Annotated in this window: 12 protein-coding genes; 5 read left to right on the top strand and 7 right to left on the bottom strand. The window is 55.6% G+C overall.

Annotated elements, in window-relative coordinates; translation table 11 throughout:
* The first annotated feature begins 4 nt into the window (after window positions 1-4).
* Window positions 5-1,696, top strand: coding sequence for a PTS fructose transporter subunit IIBC (gene fruA, locus AC2FC2_RS18360; RefSeq protein WP_490659689.1), 1,692 nt, complete (start codon window positions 5-7; stop codon window positions 1,694-1,696).
* 56 nt (window positions 1,697-1,752) lie between these two features.
* Here the strand turns inward: fruA and nfo are convergent, their stop codons facing one another.
* Window positions 1,753-2,592 (bottom strand): deoxyribonuclease IV, encoded by an 840-nt coding sequence (gene nfo / locus AC2FC2_RS18355; protein WP_209636062.1) that lies wholly within the window; start codon window positions 2,590-2,592, stop codon window positions 1,753-1,755.
* 102 nt (window positions 2,593-2,694) lie between these two features.
* Window positions 2,695-3,783, bottom strand: coding sequence for a YeiH family putative sulfate export transporter (locus tag AC2FC2_RS18350; protein WP_490659688.1), 1,089 nt, complete (start codon window positions 3,781-3,783; stop codon window positions 2,695-2,697).
* Between the two features lie 249 nt (window positions 3,784-4,032).
* Here AC2FC2_RS18350 and yieE point away from each other — a divergent pair, with 249 nt between their 5' ends.
* Window positions 4,033-4,905, top strand: coding sequence for a DNA-binding transcriptional regulator YeiE (yieE, locus tag AC2FC2_RS18345; RefSeq protein ID WP_209636058.1), 873 nt, complete (start codon window positions 4,033-4,035; stop codon window positions 4,903-4,905).
* 200 nt (window positions 4,906-5,105) lie between these two features.
* Window positions 5,106-6,584: an amino acid permease gene (locus tag AC2FC2_RS18340; RefSeq protein WP_037425538.1), complete on the top strand. Its 1,479-nt coding sequence runs from the start codon at window positions 5,106-5,108 to the stop codon at window positions 6,582-6,584.
* Window positions 6,585-6,679: 95 nt separating this feature from the next.
* Here the strand turns inward: AC2FC2_RS18340 and AC2FC2_RS18335 are convergent, their stop codons facing one another.
* Window positions 6,680-7,777: a GGDEF domain-containing protein gene (locus tag AC2FC2_RS18335; RefSeq protein WP_490659687.1), complete on the bottom strand. Its 1,098-nt coding sequence runs from the start codon at window positions 7,775-7,777 to the stop codon at window positions 6,680-6,682.
* A 356-nt stretch (window positions 7,778-8,133) separates the two neighbouring features.
* Between AC2FC2_RS18335 and AC2FC2_RS18330 the strand changes: the two genes are divergently transcribed.
* On the top strand, window positions 8,134-9,216 hold the full coding sequence (locus tag AC2FC2_RS18330; RefSeq protein ID WP_209636052.1) for a FecCD family ABC transporter permease: 1,083 nt from the start codon (window positions 8,134-8,136) through the stop codon (window positions 9,214-9,216).
* Window positions 9,213-10,001: an ABC transporter ATP-binding protein gene (locus AC2FC2_RS18325; protein WP_209636050.1), complete on the top strand. Its 789-nt coding sequence runs from the start codon at window positions 9,213-9,215 to the stop codon at window positions 9,999-10,001. The genes AC2FC2_RS18330 and AC2FC2_RS18325 overlap by 4 nt, the downstream gene beginning before the upstream one ends.
* Before the next feature lie 803 nt (window positions 10,002-10,804).
* Here AC2FC2_RS18325 and AC2FC2_RS18320 read toward each other — a convergent pair.
* From AC2FC2_RS18320 to AC2FC2_RS18305, 4 genes are all read right to left on the bottom strand, one after another.
* Window positions 10,805-11,752: a siderophore ABC transporter substrate-binding protein gene (locus tag AC2FC2_RS18320; RefSeq protein ID WP_209636048.1), complete on the bottom strand. Its 948-nt coding sequence runs from the start codon at window positions 11,750-11,752 to the stop codon at window positions 10,805-10,807.
* Window positions 11,753-11,816: 64 nt separating this feature from the next.
* On the bottom strand, window positions 11,817-13,805 hold the full coding sequence (locus AC2FC2_RS18315) for a ligand-gated channel protein (RefSeq protein ID WP_490659686.1): 1,989 nt from the start codon (window positions 13,803-13,805) through the stop codon (window positions 11,817-11,819).
* 254 nt (window positions 13,806-14,059) lie between these two features.
* Complete coding sequence (locus tag AC2FC2_RS18310; protein WP_209636044.1) at window positions 14,060-15,055, bottom strand: ABC transporter permease; 996 nt, start codon at window positions 15,053-15,055, stop codon at window positions 14,060-14,062.
* The gene (locus tag AC2FC2_RS18305) at window positions 15,052-16,563 is read right to left on the bottom strand and encodes a sugar ABC transporter ATP-binding protein (RefSeq protein ID WP_490659685.1); all 1,512 of its coding nucleotides are present in this window, start codon (window positions 16,561-16,563) and stop codon (window positions 15,052-15,054) included. The genes AC2FC2_RS18310 and AC2FC2_RS18305 overlap by 4 nt, the downstream gene beginning before the upstream one ends.
* Window positions 16,564-16,574 lie beyond the last annotated feature (11 nt).

The raw sequence follows: 16,574 nt of genomic DNA, 5'->3' as shown, positions 1-16,574 counted from the left end.
CAGAATGAAAACACTGCTGATGATAGACAGTTCGCTGGGACAGGCACGTGGTCACCTGGCGAAACGTATGCTCGGTGCTGCGGCGGCGAAAGCCGGTCTGACACGGGTTGAATCGCTGGCCGAGGCTGAGCTGGTGGTGGTGGCAGGGCAAACTGCACCTGCTGATGCCGCACTGAACGGCAAACGGGTTTATGTGGGTGATGTTGAACACGCCGTCCGTGAGCCGGACGCCTTTCTGGCGCAGGCCATCGCCGACGCGAAAGCCTACCAGGCACCTGCCGCCGCGCCGCTTGAGCCTGTAAAAGGGGCGGGGCCAAAACGTATCGTGGCAATTACCGCGTGTCCAACGGGGGTCGCCCACACCTTTATGGCTGCTGAAGCCATTGAGAGTGAAGCTAAAAAACGCGGTTGGTGGGTAAAGGTAGAAACCCGCGGATCCGTGGGTGCCGGTAATACCATTACGCCAGAAGAAGTCGCTGCGGCCGATCTGGTCATTGTCGCGGCAGACATCGAGGTGGATCTGGACAAGTTTGCCGGTAAGCCGATGTACCGCACGTCTACCGGTCTGGCACTGAAGAAAACGGCGCAAGAGCTGGATAAGGCCGTCGCCGACGCGGAGATTTTCCAACCGCAGAAAAGCGGGGCGCCAGCCGCTGCGGGCAAGAAGAAAGAGAGTGCCGGGCCGTATCGACACCTGTTGACGGGCGTGTCCTACATGCTGCCAATGGTGGTAGCCGGTGGTCTGTGTATTGCGCTGTCGTTTGTGTTCGGTATCAAGGCGTTTGAAGTCAAAGGTACGTTGGCCGCAGCGTTGATGCAGATTGGCGGCGGTTCAGCCTTTGCGTTGATGGTGCCGGTACTGGCCGGTTTCATTGCTTTCTCTATTGCTGACCGTCCGGGTCTGACGCCGGGTCTTATTGGCGGTATGCTGGCGGTAAGCACGGGTGCCGGTTTCCTCGGCGGTATTATTGCCGGTTTCATGGCGGGCTATGTTGCCAAATTTATCAGCACCAAATTGCGTCTACCGCAGAGTATGGAGGCGCTGAAGCCGATATTGATCATTCCGTTGGTTGCCAGCCTGATCGTCGGTTTGATCATGATTTTCGTCGTCGGTACGCCGGTCGCGAAAATCATGGAAGGTCTGACTCACTGGTTACAGTCATTGGGTACCGCTAACGCGGTGCTGCTGGGCGCGATCCTCGGCGCGATGATGTGTACCGACATGGGCGGTCCGGTCAACAAAGCGGCCTACGCGTTTGGCGTGGCACTGCTGAGCTCCTCAGTGTATGCCCCAATGGCAGCCATTATGGCGGCGGGCATGGTCCCCCCGCTGGCGATGGGCCTGGCGACACTGTTGGCGCGTCGCAAGTTCGAGAAGTCTGAGCAGGAAGGCGGTAAAGCGGCGCTGGTACTGGGCCTGTGCTTTATCTCCGAAGGCGCAATTCCGTTTGCGGCCCGTGATCCAATGCGTGTGTTGCCATGCTGCATCGCCGGTGGCGCACTGACCGGGGCCTTGTCCATGGCGTTCGGCGCCAAGTTGATGGCACCGCACGGCGGGCTGTTTGTCCTGCTGATCCCAGGTGCTATCACACCGGTACTGTTGTATCTGGTGGCGATTATCGCCGGTACGCTGTTGGCGGGGGTATCGTACGCGGTGTTGAAACGGGCTGACGTTCCGGCGGCGACGGTCGCTTAACGTTGATGCAGGCAATAAAAAACCGGAGCCCAGGCTCCGGTTTTTTTATGTGGTCATCACTGCTGCGCTTTCAGCCAGGCGATCTCTTCCGCCCAGATATCCGGGTTCACCGTTTCCAGAATCAACGGGATATTGTCGAAGCGTGGGTCACGCATGATGTAGCTGAACACCGTTTTACCGATGTTGCCTTCACCCAGACTGTGGTGGCGGTCAACACGGCTGCCGAACTCGCTCTTGGCGTCGTTCAGGTGCATGCCGCGCAGATACTGGTACCCGACGATGTCGCCGAGCGCTTTAAACGTCTGTTCGCAGGTCTCTTCGGTACGCAGATCGTACCCAGCAGCAAAGGCATGGCAGGTATCAATACAGACACCGACGCGGCTTTTGTCTTCCACGCCGTCGATGATCGCCGCTAAATGTTCAAACTTGAAACCCAGATTACTGCCCTGACCGGCGGTATTTTCGATTACCGCCGTCACGCCGGTTGTTTTATCCAACACCAGGTTGATGGATTCGGCGATACGCGCCAGACATTTGTCTTCATCAATCTGTAGTAGGTGGCTACCTGGGTGGAAGTTCAACAGCGTCAGCCCCAGTTGCTCACAGCGCTGCATTTCATCAAGGAAGGCCTCGCGGGATTTTTCCAAGGCTTCGGTTACCGGGTGGCCGAGGTTAATCAGATAACTGTCGTGCGGCAGGATTTGTCCTGGACCGTAACCGTATTGCGCGCAGGCACTTTTAAACTTATCGATCACGTCTGCAGGCAGTGGAGCGGCTTTCCATTGACGTTGGTTTTTCGTGAACAGGGCGAATGCGGTCGCCTCTAATTCGTGCGCGCGGATAACCGCCTGATCCACGCCGCCTGACGCGCTGACATGTGCACCGACAAACTTCATTTTCATTCTCCTGTGTAATCGGCGTCATTATGGCATTGATAGCGGTAGGATTGAATGGCGGGAAAAGCGATGGCCCGCAATTGCGGGCCATTGAGAAGAGAATCAGAGGAAATGTTGCACCAGCAGGTTTATTGCGCCGCCGCCGACCATCAGCCAGATGAACAGCAGGGTAGCCAGCAGGATCGGTTTGACCCCAGCCTGGCGCACCGCACTGATGTGGGTGGTCAGGCCCAGTGCCGCCATCGCCATCGCCAGCATCCAGGTGTCGGCGGTAATCAGGTGTTTAACCAGCGTCGCTGGGATCAGGTTGAACGAGTTCAGCCCGGCGACGGCGATAAACAGTACCGCGAACCAAGGAATGGTGATGGCAGATTTTTCCGCTTTGTGCCCGGTGCTGCCCGTACTGCGACTACGGCTGATATACCCAGAGAGCAGGACCAGGAAGGGGGCCAGCATCATCACGCGGATCATTTTTGAGATCACTGCGGCATTTTCAGCATCCGGTCCGATAGCATGCCCAGCGGCAACGACCTGCGCCACTTCGTGGATGGTCGAACCGGTGAAGATACCGAAAGTTTCCTGGTTAAAGGAGAACCACTGGAAATGCTCATTCAGGTTGTACATCCATGGGTAGATGAAGATTGCCAGTGTGCCGAACACCACCACGGTGCTCACGGCCACCGCCACTTTGTTTGAGTCTGCCTTCAGTACCGGCTCTGTGGCCATGACGGCGGCTGCACCGCAGATACTGCTGCCGGCCCCGATCAACATGGCGGTTTGGCTGTCAATGCCGAAGACCTTTTTACCCAACCAGCAGGCGAGCAGAAATGTGGTGCTCAGGGTCAGCGCATCGATGATGATACCGGTGGTACCTACGTCGGCTATCTGCTGGAAGGTAAGACGAAAACCGTAAAGGATAATGCCGAGCCGCAGCAAACGTTGTTTGGCCAACTGAACGCCGCCATGGCAGCTCGGTTGTAACCAGGGATACACCGTATTGCCCACCACAATGCCAAGTAAAATCGCCAGTGTCAGCGCACCCAGTCCCAATCCGGCCACCCACGGAATATCACCGACCCAGACCGCCAACGCGGTGATGGCGCCCGTCAATAGGAGTCCTGGCACTAAGTGAGGTAAACCGAACAGAGGAAATTGCCGCGATGGAAAAGTATGTGTGGTATTGGTCGCCATAAGTCAGCCCTTTTAATCAAATTCTTGAGCACAGACTACGTTCTTGCCCCATAAAAGAGAAATTGATTATATGTTTATAACTTATCTGAATAAGTGGTTAATCGGTATCGGCGGCTTTCATACTGATTTCTGCAAACGTGGTAAGATTACTCGTATTCACCCTGTGCGCTATTGCCGGTCAGTAGCGCAGATTTTGCATTAATTTCAGTGACTTTATTCGACGTCACCTTTGATGAATACCGAGACGCTATGCATATTACCTTACGTCAATTAGAAGTCTTTACCGAAGTGCTTAAAAGCGGTTCGACCACGCAGGCTTCCGTAGTTCTGGCGTTATCACAGTCGGCGGTCAGTGCAGCGCTGGCCGATCTGGAAGGGCAGTTGGGCGTACAGTTGTTCGATCGTGTCGGCAAGCGTTTGGTCATTAATGAACATGGCCGACTGCTGTACCCGAAGGCGCTGGCGCTACTGGAACAGGCGGGAGAAATTGAACAGTTGTTCCGTCATGATGCCGGTGCGCTGCGTATCGGTGCCAGCAGCACCATCGGCAACTATATGCTGCCAGAGATGATCGCCCATTATCGGCATGATTTCCCTTCGACTCCGCTGGAGCTCAACGTTGGCAACAGCCAGGACGTGATCGGTGCAGTCGCTGACTTCCGGGTTGACCTGGGTCTGATCGAGGGGCCTTGTCATATGCCGGAATTGGTCACTCAGCCGTGGCTTGAAGACGAGCTGGTGGTGTTCGCTGCGCCGGATAGCCCGTTGGCGGGGCAACCACTGACCTTGACGATGCTGGCTGAAGCCCCCTGGATCCTGCGCGAGGGCGGTTCGGGTACGCGTGAAGTACTGCATCACCTGCTGCTGGCGCATTTACCCCACTTTCAGTTAGTGATGGAGCTGGGCAACTCGGAAGCGATAAAGCATGCGGTTCGCCACGGTATGGGGATCAGTTGCCTGTCGCGCCGGGTGATTTGCGAGCAGTTGGCAAGCGGTGTGCTGGTGGAGCTACAGGTGCCGTTGCCTCCGCTGATGCGCACGTTGTATTTGATTCACCATCGCCAAAAGCATATCTCCAGTGCTCTACAGCGTTTTCTGAGTTATTGCGCGTTTCAGCCTTGATAACGTCTCCATAAGGTGAAACAAAGCATAAAAAGCTGCTCCCTGTCACATTAATGACAGTAAGTAAGGCCATCCCGACAGTTGCTAATAATTAGCCCTGAATTATGAAGCTATCTTATATCAGTGCAATGTTACTAGTTCGCTGGCGGGTATTTGTTACAATCCGCCCTCATTTTTTTTGACCAGCAGATAGGGTAAGAATGGCTCAGCAGGATATAAAAACATCGGGGCAACAAGCACCCGGATTGCGCCGCGAGCTGAAGGCGCGGCACTTAACCATGATTGCTATTGGTGGTTCTATCGGCACGGGTCTGTTTGTCGCCTCTGGTGCGACGGTTTCTCAGGCTGGCCCTGGTGGTGCACTGCTGTCTTATGCGCTGATTGGGTTGATGGTCTACTTCTTGATGACCAGCCTGGGTGAACTTGCGGCCTTTATGCCGGTATCGGGTTCTTTCTCCACCTACGGCGCGAAATACGTTGAAGAAGGCTTTGGTTTCGCACTGGGCTGGAACTACTGGTACAACTGGGCCGTGACCATCGCCGTTGACCTGGTGGCCTCGCAGTTGGTGATGACCTACTGGTTCCCTGACACCCCAGGCTGGATCTGGAGCGCACTGTTCCTCGGCCTGATGTTCTTGTTGAACTACATTTCAGTCAAAGGCTTCGGTGAAGCAGAATACTGGTTCTCGCTGATCAAAGTGACCACCGTCATTATCTTCATTGGTATTGGCGTGCTGATGATTTTCGGCATCCTTAAAGGCGGCGAACACGCAGGCTGGCAGAACTGGACCATTGGTGACGCGCCGTTTGCCGGCGGTTTCTCGGCAATGATTGGCGTGGCGATGATCGTCGGCTTCTCGTTCCAGGGGACCGAGCTTATCGGTATCGCTGCCGGTGAATCGGAAAACCCAGGTAAAAACATCCCGCGCGCGGTGCGTCAGGTGTTCTGGCGTATCCTGTTGTTCTATATCTTTGCCATTCTGATTATCAGCCTGATCATTCCTTATACCGATCCGAGCCTGCTGCGTAACGATGTAAAAGACATCAGCGTCAGTCCATTTACGCTGGTCTTCCAGCACGCCGGTTTGCTGTCGGCTGCGGCGGTGATGAATGCAGTTATTCTGACTGCGGTACTGTCCGCCGGTAACTCTGGGATGTACGCATCCACCCGTATGCTGTTTACCTTGGCATCGGAAGGTAAAGCGCCGCGTATTTTTGCCAAACTGTCGAAGGGTGGGGTGCCGCGCAACGCGTTGTACGCCACTACCGTGGTCGCGGGCCTGTGTTTCTTGAGCTCAATGTTCGGTAATCAGTCAGTTTATCTGTGGCTGCTGAATACCTCGGGCATGACCGGCTTTATCGCCTGGTTGGGGATTGCCATCAGTCATTACCGTTTCCGTCGTGGCTACATGATTCAGGGGCGTGATCTGAACGACCTGCCATACCGTTCCGGTTTCTTCCCGCTGGGGCCGATTTTTGCCTTCGTCCTGTGTTTGATCATTACGCTGGGGCAGAACTACCAGGCATTCCTGCAAGACCGAATTGACTGGTACGGTGTGACAGCCACCTATATCGGTATTCCACTGTTCCTGATTATCTGGTTCGGTTATAAGCTGACGCGCGGCACCCGTGTCGTGAAGTACAGCGAAATGGAATTCCCGAAAATGGACGTGAAGTAACCTCGGGTTATGCCCCGGGATTTCAGGCTGCGGTCGAAAAGTTCGGCTGCAGCTTGAAAGACAACGCGCATATCACGTGGCGGGATACCGCCGCGTTATTCCTTCCCATTGATTGTCAGCGCGTGTTGCGCTGCGGCCATCAGATTCTCAACCTTCTGATAATCCTGCGTTAACGCCAGCACGCCGGTGTTCAGTTGCAGCGACACCTCACCAAAAGCCCCAAAATCGTAGGGCGCCTGCAGTGGCGGGACAATACGCGCCAGAAACTCTCCTTCAGAACCGTAAGGTAGGCCGTGTACCAGGATCAGGAATTGGCCTCCGGTATAGCGACAAACAAAATCGCTGGGACGAACCAGCATTTTCAAGCGCTCGCCAATGGTGCGTAATACGTCGTCGCCGATGAGAACGCCGTGGCTCTGATAGAGTGCGGCCAACGGGGTAAATTCGATAATAAACAGGTGGGAAAGCGGATGCATCGTTGCTGAAGGTCGACAAACCTCCTGCATGACGGCTTCACCGCCTGCGCGGTTGAGGAAGCCGGTTAAACGATCCTGGTGGGCCGCTTTGTGTTTTTCGGCTGTCAGGGTGACATGTTGAGTGACCTGGCGATGGTAAAACGCGATCAGCCCATGGGCTAACAGGAGCCAAAGCGGGATGATGTCTGCCAGTAAAAACAGATTCTGTACGCGCGATAGCGGCGCGACCGCGAGATAGGGCAGCGTCAGCAGCATGATTTCCAGCAAGGCAAAGCGTGGTGCGGCGGCATGGCGCTGCATTAGCCAGAAAGCCAGCCCGGTAATCAACAGGCCGGCGAACAGGATAAGCACCATGCGGCCTGACAACATGACCAACAGCGCGGTTGCGCCTACCAATGCGCACCACAACAGCACTGTCACAAGCATGGCATTGGGCCAGCGTGGCGGATTGACGCGCGTCAGCCACCAACGGCCGCCGGTCAGCAGTAAGAGTGAGGCCAAGAGCGCGGCACCGAGTGCACTATGGGTCAACCAGATGTACCCCAGCAGCAGCACCACCACACCGGCGGCATTGAGCCAGGGTGTTGCGGGAGAAGGCAGCAACGTAAGCCGCATTTGGCGTTGAAATTGGGCATCATCCGTATGCTGTGGGCTTTGTACCAGCCAGTGCAGCAGAGCGGGCCTTTTAGGCGTTAACGTGGGGAGTCGACTTCTCATTGCAGCCTCATTAATCAGGACCTCGCCAATAAGCCTTAAAGAGCGAGCTTGGCGCGATTGGCACGCCGTTTGGCGGTCAGGCTTCGGATTCTATGTGGTTTCGTTGCGATTTGTCACAGCCAGGCGGGGTGGGGCCTCACTTTCGGAATTGTTAACCCTGCGTGCTTTCACGGGGTTATCGGGGTGATTGGGTGAATAGCGTTATAAAATAAAGTGTTACATCTTTATATGACAGCTAATAGCTATTGATATGATTGATAAGTATTATCGTTTGCTTTATTGTTATCGGCTGCTTATCAGGTTCAAGCGGCCGTTTGCAGCCGCGATGGTCATTGTCGTAACAGGTATCCGAAATAATGAGCGTATCCACCGATCCTATCCCTGGGACCAAGGGGCAACCCAGCGTCAATGTGATGGGGCGTTATCACCATATTCTCCGTCACCGTTTATTGATGATGGGGGTGTTGGCACTGGCGATTTTGGGTTCGCTGCTGCTGGACTTTACCATGGGGCCTTCCGGGCTTTCACTGTCCTCCTTGTGGCAAACGCTGATTGACCCTGCGGCGGCAGATGCCGGTACGCGGGTGATCGTCTGGGATATCCGTTTGCCTTATGCATTGATGGCCGTGGTGGTCGGGTTTGCGCTTGGCTTGGCTGGCGCAGAAATGCAAACCATCTTGAACAATCCGCTTGCCAGCCCGTTTACCCTTGGCGTTTCGTCCGCTGCGGCGTTCGGTGCGGCTCTGGCTATCGTGTTGGGCATTGGCGTACCGGGCATACCGGACCAATGGTTTATCTCCGCCAACGCGTTTATTTTTGCCCTGTTTGCGGCACTGATGCTCGATGGCATTACGCGCTGGACACGTGTTGCGACGTCTGGCGTGGTGCTGTTTGGCATTGCGTTGGTGTTCACCTTTAATGCACTGGTTTCCATGATGCAATTTATTGCCAGCGAAGATACGTTGCAGGGGCTGGTGTTCTGGACCATGGGCAGCCTGGCGCGTGCTTCATGGGACAAGTTGGGTATTCTGCTTGGTGTATTTGCCGTGTTGTTGCCGTTATCGATGATGAGCTCGTGGAAGTTGACCGCACTGCGTTTGGGTGAGGATCGGGCGGTAAGTTTCGGTATCGACGTGCGCCGGCTGCGCCTGACCACGTTGTTGCGTATCAGTATTCTTTCTGCATTAGCGGTTGCCTTTGTTGGCCCGATTGGCTTTATCGGCCTGGTGGCACCGCATATCGCGCGCATGATTTTCGGTGAAGATCACCGTTTCTATCTGCCGGCCAGTGCGCTGATTGGCGCGCTGGTGCTGTCGATGGCCTCCGTGGCGTCGAAAAATCTGATCCCGGGCATTATCATTCCGGTCGGTATCGTCACCTCGCTGGTGGGCGTGCCGTTCTTCCTGAGTATTATTCTGCGTCACCGGGGTAATGTATGAATCAGGGATTGCGTATTGAGCACTTCTCCGCCGGTTACCCGAAGCGTCAGGTGATCACCGACCTGGCGGTTCCCATGCTGCCTCGTGGCCAAATTACCGTGCTGCTGGGGCCAAACGGCAGCGGAAAATCGACGCTGCTGCGTTCACTGGCCGGGTTGAACCCAGCACAGGGGCAGCTGTGGCTGGACGACATCGATCTGATGCAGATCCCTTTTGCCCGCCGGGCAGAAAAGGTCGTGTATTTGCCGCAATCACTGCCCGCTGGGGTGCATTTGCACGTGCTGGAGTCAATCATCGTGGCGCAACGTGCCTCGGGTGGCCGCAGCAACGCCGGCAGTGAGGCGGAAGTCATGGCGCTGCTTGAGCAGCTTGGCATTGCCCATTTGGCACTGAGTTATCTCGATCAGCTTTCTGGCGGTCAGAAGCAGTTGGTTGGCTTGGCACAGTCGTTGATCCGTCAGCCGTCCTTATTGCTGCTGGATGAGCCGCTGAGCGCACTCGATCTTAACTACCAGTTCCACGTGATGGATTTGGTACGTAAAGAAACCCGTAAACGCAATATCATCACGGTGGTGGTGGTGCATGACATCAACATAGCCTTGCGCCATGGTGATCATGTATTGATGTTACAAGACGGCGAATTGATTGCTGACGGTGCGCCAGAAGAGGTGATCACGCCACAGAGTTTGGCGCGTGTCTATGGTGTTCGCGGGCGCATTGAGCGTTGTTCGCAGGGGACACCCCAGGTGTTGATCGACGGATTGGTGAGCCAGCCCGCGATATAAGCCCAAAAGGCCCGGCATCGCCGGAATACCGATCGGTTAAGATGTTCTTTAGCGAGTTCACCGTTCTTTTCGGTCGATAAACGCGCGAAGCACCATGAGGCTCATGCGCCTCGACCGAGCAAGGGGCCGTAAGCGCGGCCCCTTGCAACCCGCGCTCTTGCCCACTCAGACGGTTGGCTGCGCCAACGGCTCTCACTTCATCACACCGCATCACGGCCGGCTACGACAGGCGTCCCTGCCTGTCTCGCCTGAAACCGCCGTCCATGGCGGTTTCGCCTATGCGTTGTTCTTGCGTTCGACGTCTTCAGGGCGCCCAACCCCGTGCTCATCCCATCATGTTCACTGTCTTTCATCGCGCAACGTCACACTGAGTGGCTCGGTTGCCCGGTGGTTGCCAATGCGGGTGTTGACCTTGGTGCGCATCACCGGCTGCCGAGCAAGACGGCGTTGTCAGGGGCAACCGGCCAGGGAAGGCCGGTTGAGGCGAGACTAACAGGGACGTTTGTCGTAGCCGACCCGCCCGACAACGCAGGTGCAGGAGGACAAATCTGCCGGGAGCAGATTTGAACGCTGCTTGCAGTGGCCCCGAAGGGGCGAGGCCTAGGACGGGCCGAGTAATTACCGCGCAGCGGATAGACGGTGTTAAGCCAAGGCGTGGGTGGAGGGGCCGCGCTTACGGCCCCTTGCTCGGTCGAGGCGCAGAGCCTCATGGTGCTTCGCGCGTTTATCGACCGAAAAGAACGTTGAACTCGTTAAAGGACACCTTAAGCGAACGGTAATGTGGTATCACCGGGCCAGTGTATTTACTTCTTATTCAGCGCGTCAGCGACGCGTTCGACGATATGTTGGCTAGTGATAATGCCACCTGACAGATACACCTCAGCTGCCGGTAAATACACCACCTGGCCTTTCTTGACCGCAACGGTGTTTTTCAGTGCCGTGCCGGTGAGTATCTTCTGTGGCGCAACGGCGTTCGGACGGCCGGTTGCCGCGTCACGGTCGATGATAAATAACCAGTCTGGATTCAACTTAGCGACCTGCTCGGGGGTCAGTTTGTTGCCACGCACATCGGGATTTTCGCTTTGTAATGCTGATTTGAACCCAAGGGCATCATAGGTGAAGCTGAAGCGGCTTTTAGGCGCATAAGCGCTGATCTTCCCGCCGGAGAACAGTACCACCAGACCACGCCCGGCTTTGGCTACCTGCGGCTTGATTGCTGCTATTTCGGCGTCCAGTTTGTCGACGGCGGCTTGCGCTTGCTGCTGTTTATCGAACAGCTCACCCAATTGCAGTGTGCGTTGCTTCAGGCTACCCAGTTGATCTTGTGGATCAACCGCCATATTTAACGTCGGCGCGATGCCACTGAGTTCGGCATACGCCTTGGAAGAGCGACCGGCAATCAGGATCAGGTCCGGTTTGGCCGCACGTAGCGTAGCCATGTCTGGTTCAAACAGCGTACCGGCGTTGAGGTATTTGGCATCTTGGTACTGCTTTAGGCTGTCCGGCAGCATGGTGCGGTTGCCCGGCAGTGCCAGTGGTTCGACACCCAGCAGCTGCAGTGTTTCCAGCGACGCATAGTCCAGAACGACCACGCGCTGAGGGTGCTTTTTCACGTCGGTGGTACCGTTAAGGTGTTGAAAACTGACCGTCGCCGGGGCATCGGGGGCTGCGGTGCGGGTTTTGTTGGTACAGCCTGCCAACGCCATGCAGGCCAGCAAGGCGATAACCAGAGGGGAACGACGTAAAGTCATTGTGGCTTCCTTGGGTAGAGGTGACAAAAAGGGCGCGCAGTGTGAGTGCGCGCCCTGTGTGGCATTAGAAGTTGTAGGTCATGCCGACGGTGTAACGGCGGCCATCGAGCGTGGTGCCGTAGTTATCATAATCGACAGTTTTGTCGAGGATGTTGTACACCCCACCGGTGACCATCAGGTTTTTATTCGCCTGGTAGCTGAGGCCGGCGTCAACAAAGGTGTAAGACGGTGTGCTTTTGGTCATGGAGGTGCGGCTGAGGTATTCCGACGTTTTGCTACGGAAGTTAACGCGCGACCATAGGCTGACGTCATGCGTGGCCTGCCAGTCCAGTACGCTGTTAACCATATGTTTTGGCATTTGGTTCAGCGCTTTACCTTGGAAATCTCCGCTTTTTTGTTCGGACGATGTGAAGGTGTAGTTGGTGTTCCACTTCCAGTCTTTGCTGATTTGCCAGCCAAAGGTGGTTTCCACGCCGCGCATATTGGCTTTATCAACGTTGGTGCGATCGCTGATAAAGTCGTACTGCTCGCCGCCAATGCTGCAGTCCGGCGTATCCTCACAGCGTCTGACTTCGGTGATCTTGTCTTTGAAGTCGGTGTTGAATACCGTTATACCGGCGTTCAGGCCCTGCAGGTTATCCCACATGATACCGATTTCTTCGCTCAGGCTTTTTTCTGGCTGCAGATCCGGATTGCCGACAATAATGCCTTTACGTACGCCACCACCGGTAATCTGGCCCCAACTGGCGGACGATTGACGCAGGTCCGGTGAGCGATAGCCGGCAGACACGCCGCCTTTCAAGGTAAACTGTTCAGTCAGGTGCCAGACGCCGTACATGCGTGGCGTCCAGTGATTGCCGTAGTTCTGGTCCTGATCCATCCGGATGCCGCTAGTCAGGCTGAAGTCGTTGGTCATCGCCCATTCGTCTTCGGCGAACAGTGCCCAGCTCCAGCGTGTCAGTTGGTTCAGGCCTTGAGCCGCTTTAAGCTGGTTACCGCTGTCACCCAACTTTTCATAACGGTACTGACCGCCGACGTTCAGCATGTGAGCGCCCAGTTCGAATTGGTTCTGGGTATTGAAGATGGTGTTGTACATCTTCATATTGCGGCCAGGGTTATTGGTTTCTTCACGCTGAATGTAACTGGTGGTATTGCCAAAGTCGTAATAACCGTTATGCGTCAGGGCGTAGTTGGTACGGGTGTATTGGCTTTCACTGCGGGTACTTGGAGTGCATTTCCCCTTGCTGCATCGCTGCGCGACAACTGACTCACCTGGGGTACTGTTACGATCTTGCAAAGAGCGGCCAATTTCAAAATCAAAATCGTTTTTTTCGTTTGGCGTCAGGCTGAATACCGCGGTACCGCTGCGCATGCGCTGTTCATTGAAGCCATTGACGATTTTATCCTCGGCGCGGCGTGACAGCAGACCATTGACCCGCAGCCCCAGCAAACCGTCAATCAGCGGGCCGGAGGCATAGGCATTGGTCTGGAACAAATCGCCGGAATTGCTGTTTTCCTGGAAGGTGGAATCGCCGTGCAGTGAACCTTTCCAGCCCTGAGTATTGGAGGTTTTGCGGGTGATCACGTTGATCACGCCACCCATCGCATCAGAGCCATACAGTGAAGACATAGGTCCGCGTACCACTTCAATGCGTTCAATGGCTTCCATTGGCGGTAGCCAGCCCTGTTCGATGCCAGCGTTATCGCTGTTGGGACGGGTGCCACGGGTGTCAACACGTTTGCCGTCGACCAGGATCAGGGTGTACTTGGGGGCCATGCCGCGGATACTGATATCGCTGCTGCTGGCGCCGCCGACCACCACCACGCCCGGCACGTCTTTCAACGCGTCGGTAATATCACGGTAGGCTTTGTCTTCAATTTGTTGACGTGGGATCACAGAAATAGACGCGGGGGAGTCCTGGATTTTCTGTTGGAAACCGGAAGCGGTCACCACCATGGTGTCCTGAGCGTCTTGTTGCGCAGCGAAAGCGCTGGCGCTGGTGATTGTGGCAATAATCAGTGCAGTGAGCTGGTTATAACGTGGCTTTTCCATGAGGCAAACCTTTCCTGGTCTGATGTAAAGCGACAAAGTGTCGTTTTAACGGTTTGAATAATAAGTAGAAACGCGCCCCGTCGTTGCGAGGATCGTCGTTCCGTCAGTATTTCGTCAGGCCATTGTAAGGATTTTATACAGAATGTAAACGCAAATGATAATTCGTATCATTTGTATGTTTGTAAGGGAAGGGAAACATTAACCGTATGAATTAAAGGGAAAACCGGCGCAGCAAGTATGCGCCGGTGGAGCCATCAGCGTTTCTGGATATAGGTAATCGCTAACGCCAGGGCCAATACCAGACCTTTGATAATGTCCATGGCATAGTAGGGCACGGAAAGCATCACCAGGCCGTTTTGCAACACGCCGAGGATCACTGCCCCTACCAATGTGCCGAGCGCGTTGGGTTTGCCGGAGCCTGCCAGCGAGAAACCAATATAGGCAGCGGCGACCGCATCCATCAGATAACCGCCGCCGGCGTTCACCTGTGAAGATCCGATACGTGACGCCAACAATATGCCGCCAAGCGAGGCCAGCAGGGCTGAAATGACGTAGGCAGCAACCCTGTAACGCACGGTGCGAATGCCAGAAAGACGCGCGGCCTCCGGGTTACCGCCGATGGCGTACATGCGACGGCCATGCTTGGTCAGCGACAGGAAAAGCTGTACCACGATGGTCACCGCCAGCATGATCAACACGATCACCGGTACCTGGCCCAGGGAGGAGAAAATGTCCGGGATCAGGCCTTCAGCCATATCACCGTTCGGCAGCAGCATGTTTTGGGTGATTGAACCGCCGTAGCTGTAGGTCATGGCCACGCCCTGGATCACGAACAGGCTGGCTAGCGTCGCCAGCATGTCGGGAATTTTCAATACGACGATCAGGAAGGCGTTGAACAGACCAACCAGCGTACAAATCAGTAGTGTCAGCACAATCGCGCCGGTCGTGCCGAAGCCGTACCAGACGAACAGTGAAACCACCAGGGCATTCGCGAGTGAAGCGGTGGAGCCGACGGAAAGGTCGAAGCCACCCACCGAAAGCGAGATGGACACGCCGATAGCGATCACCGTAACGATGGCGATCGAGCGCAGAATGTTGATGATGTTGTTCGGATCGAGGAAGTTGTCCGACGCCAGCCCAAACAGGGCGATCAACGCAACAACGGTGAGTAACATCCCCCATTTGTAGAGAAACTCAAACAGCTGATGGCGCCAGGGTTGCGCATTCTGCAGGGATAATTCTTTACTCACGCTGGGGTTCCTCCGGTGGAATACAGTAATAAGGTTTCTTCATCAATATCGGCGGCATTCAGTTCCGCCACGACTCGCCCATCCCATAGCACGCAGATGCGATCGCATAGGCCGACCAGCTCCGAGAATTCGCCGGAGGCATAGATAATGCCTTTCCCCTCGCGTGCCAGGCTGTCGATCAGGGTGAAAAGCTCTTGTTTGGCCTTGATATCCACGCCCTTGGTCGGCTCATCAAATATCAGCACGCTGGCATCACCGCGTAGCCATTTGCCAATGGCCACTTTTTGTTGGTTGCCGCCGGACAGCCTTGCCAGCCGTTGTTGAGGGCCAGAAGCACGAATGTTCAGGCGTTGCATAATATCCCGCGCCCAGCGCAGTTCCTGACGGCGACTGAACAGACTCCAGCGTGAGAAGCTGTCGTCGGCGCTGACGCTCAGGTTCATCGGGATAGCCTCATCGATAAAAATGCCTTCTTTACGCCGCTCTTCCGGCACCAGTGCCAGCCCTTGTTCAACGCTGAGTTGCGGAGCGCGCGGAGCCCAGGGTTTGCCCAGCAGTTCTCCGCGCTCAAGGCGGGATGGGGAGGCCCCAAACAGTGCTTTGCACAGCTCCGTTTTACCTGCGCCGGCTAACCCAGCGATACCGAGGATTTCCCCTTGATGCAGTTGCAGCGTGATGTCGCGCAGTTTATGGCGATCGTGCAGGTTTTCTACCTGCAATAACGGGCGAGATCCGTGCGGTGGGCGACGTGGCGGGAAGATATCGTCCAACCGGTGACCGAGCATTTTCTCAACAATCTGCTCGCCACTCAGGCCTTGCATGGCATCGTCACTGACATGGCGGCCATCACGCAGCACCGTTAAGCGATCGCAGATTTCACTCAGTTCGTGAATGCGGTGTGAAATAAAGACGATGCCAATGCCCTCTGACTGGAGGCGGCGCACAACGCGGAACAGGCGTTCGCTCTCGGCGCGATCGAGCGGGGCGGTGGGTTCATCCAGCACCAGGAAACGGCAACGGTGTGACAGTGCGCGTGCCAGCAGCACTTGCTGTTTTTCCGCCAGCGTACAGTCGGCCAAACGCTGGCGCAGGTTGATGTTCACATCCAACAGGGCCAGTAACTGCGCTGCCTGCCGGTACAGCTGTGGCCAATTGAGCAGATGGCCCGGTTCATTAAGCCAATCGAGCATGATGTTTTCCGCCACTGACAGCGTGGGGATCAGTGCCACATCCACTTCTTGCTGCACCACGTGGATCCCATATTGGCGTGCCTGCAGTGGCGAATGAATATCCACTTTTTGGCCGTCGATAAAGATCTCTCCACGGTAATGATCATGTGCACCGGACAGGATCGCCATCAGTGTGGATTTCCCCGCACCGTTAGCCCCGACCAACGCATGGGTAGAACCGCCCAGTAAGGTAAAGTCGACGTTTTGCAGCGCGTTGAATCCGGCAAAGGCGATCGAGATATTGCGCATCTCGAGGCGTGAGGGCGTAGTGGTTGGCATAGTGATTAAAG

The sequence above is a fragment of the Serratia sp. CoH_122_TC_1 genome (assembly GCF_058191755.1).
This window is presented reverse-complemented; position numbering and strand designations above follow the sequence as displayed.

Coding starts and splice junctions, on each gene's coding strand:
- fruA (WP_490659689.1), top strand. CDS start 5: ATGAAAACACTGCTGATGATAGACAGTTCGCTGGGACAGGCACGTGGT.
- nfo (WP_209636062.1), bottom strand. CDS start 2,592: ATGAAGTTTGTCGGTGCACATGTCAGCGCGTCAGGCGGCGTGGATCAG.
- AC2FC2_RS18350 (WP_490659688.1), bottom strand. CDS start 3,783: ATGGCGACCAATACCACACATACTTTTCCATCGCGGCAATTTCCTCTG.
- yieE (WP_209636058.1), top strand. CDS start 4,033: ATGCATATTACCTTACGTCAATTAGAAGTCTTTACCGAAGTGCTTAAA.
- AC2FC2_RS18340 (WP_037425538.1), top strand. CDS start 5,106: ATGGCTCAGCAGGATATAAAAACATCGGGGCAACAAGCACCCGGATTG.
- AC2FC2_RS18335 (WP_490659687.1), bottom strand. CDS start 7,777: ATGAGAAGTCGACTCCCCACGTTAACGCCTAAAAGGCCCGCTCTGCTG.
- AC2FC2_RS18330 (WP_209636052.1), top strand. CDS start 8,134: ATGAGCGTATCCACCGATCCTATCCCTGGGACCAAGGGGCAACCCAGC.
- AC2FC2_RS18325 (WP_209636050.1), top strand. CDS start 9,213: ATGAATCAGGGATTGCGTATTGAGCACTTCTCCGCCGGTTACCCGAAG.
- AC2FC2_RS18320 (WP_209636048.1), bottom strand. CDS start 11,752: ATGACTTTACGTCGTTCCCCTCTGGTTATCGCCTTGCTGGCCTGCATG.
- AC2FC2_RS18315 (WP_490659686.1), bottom strand. CDS start 13,805: ATGGAAAAGCCACGTTATAACCAGCTCACTGCACTGATTATTGCCACA.
- AC2FC2_RS18305 (WP_490659685.1), bottom strand. CDS start 16,563: ATGCCAACCACTACGCCCTCACGCCTCGAGATGCGCAATATCTCGATC.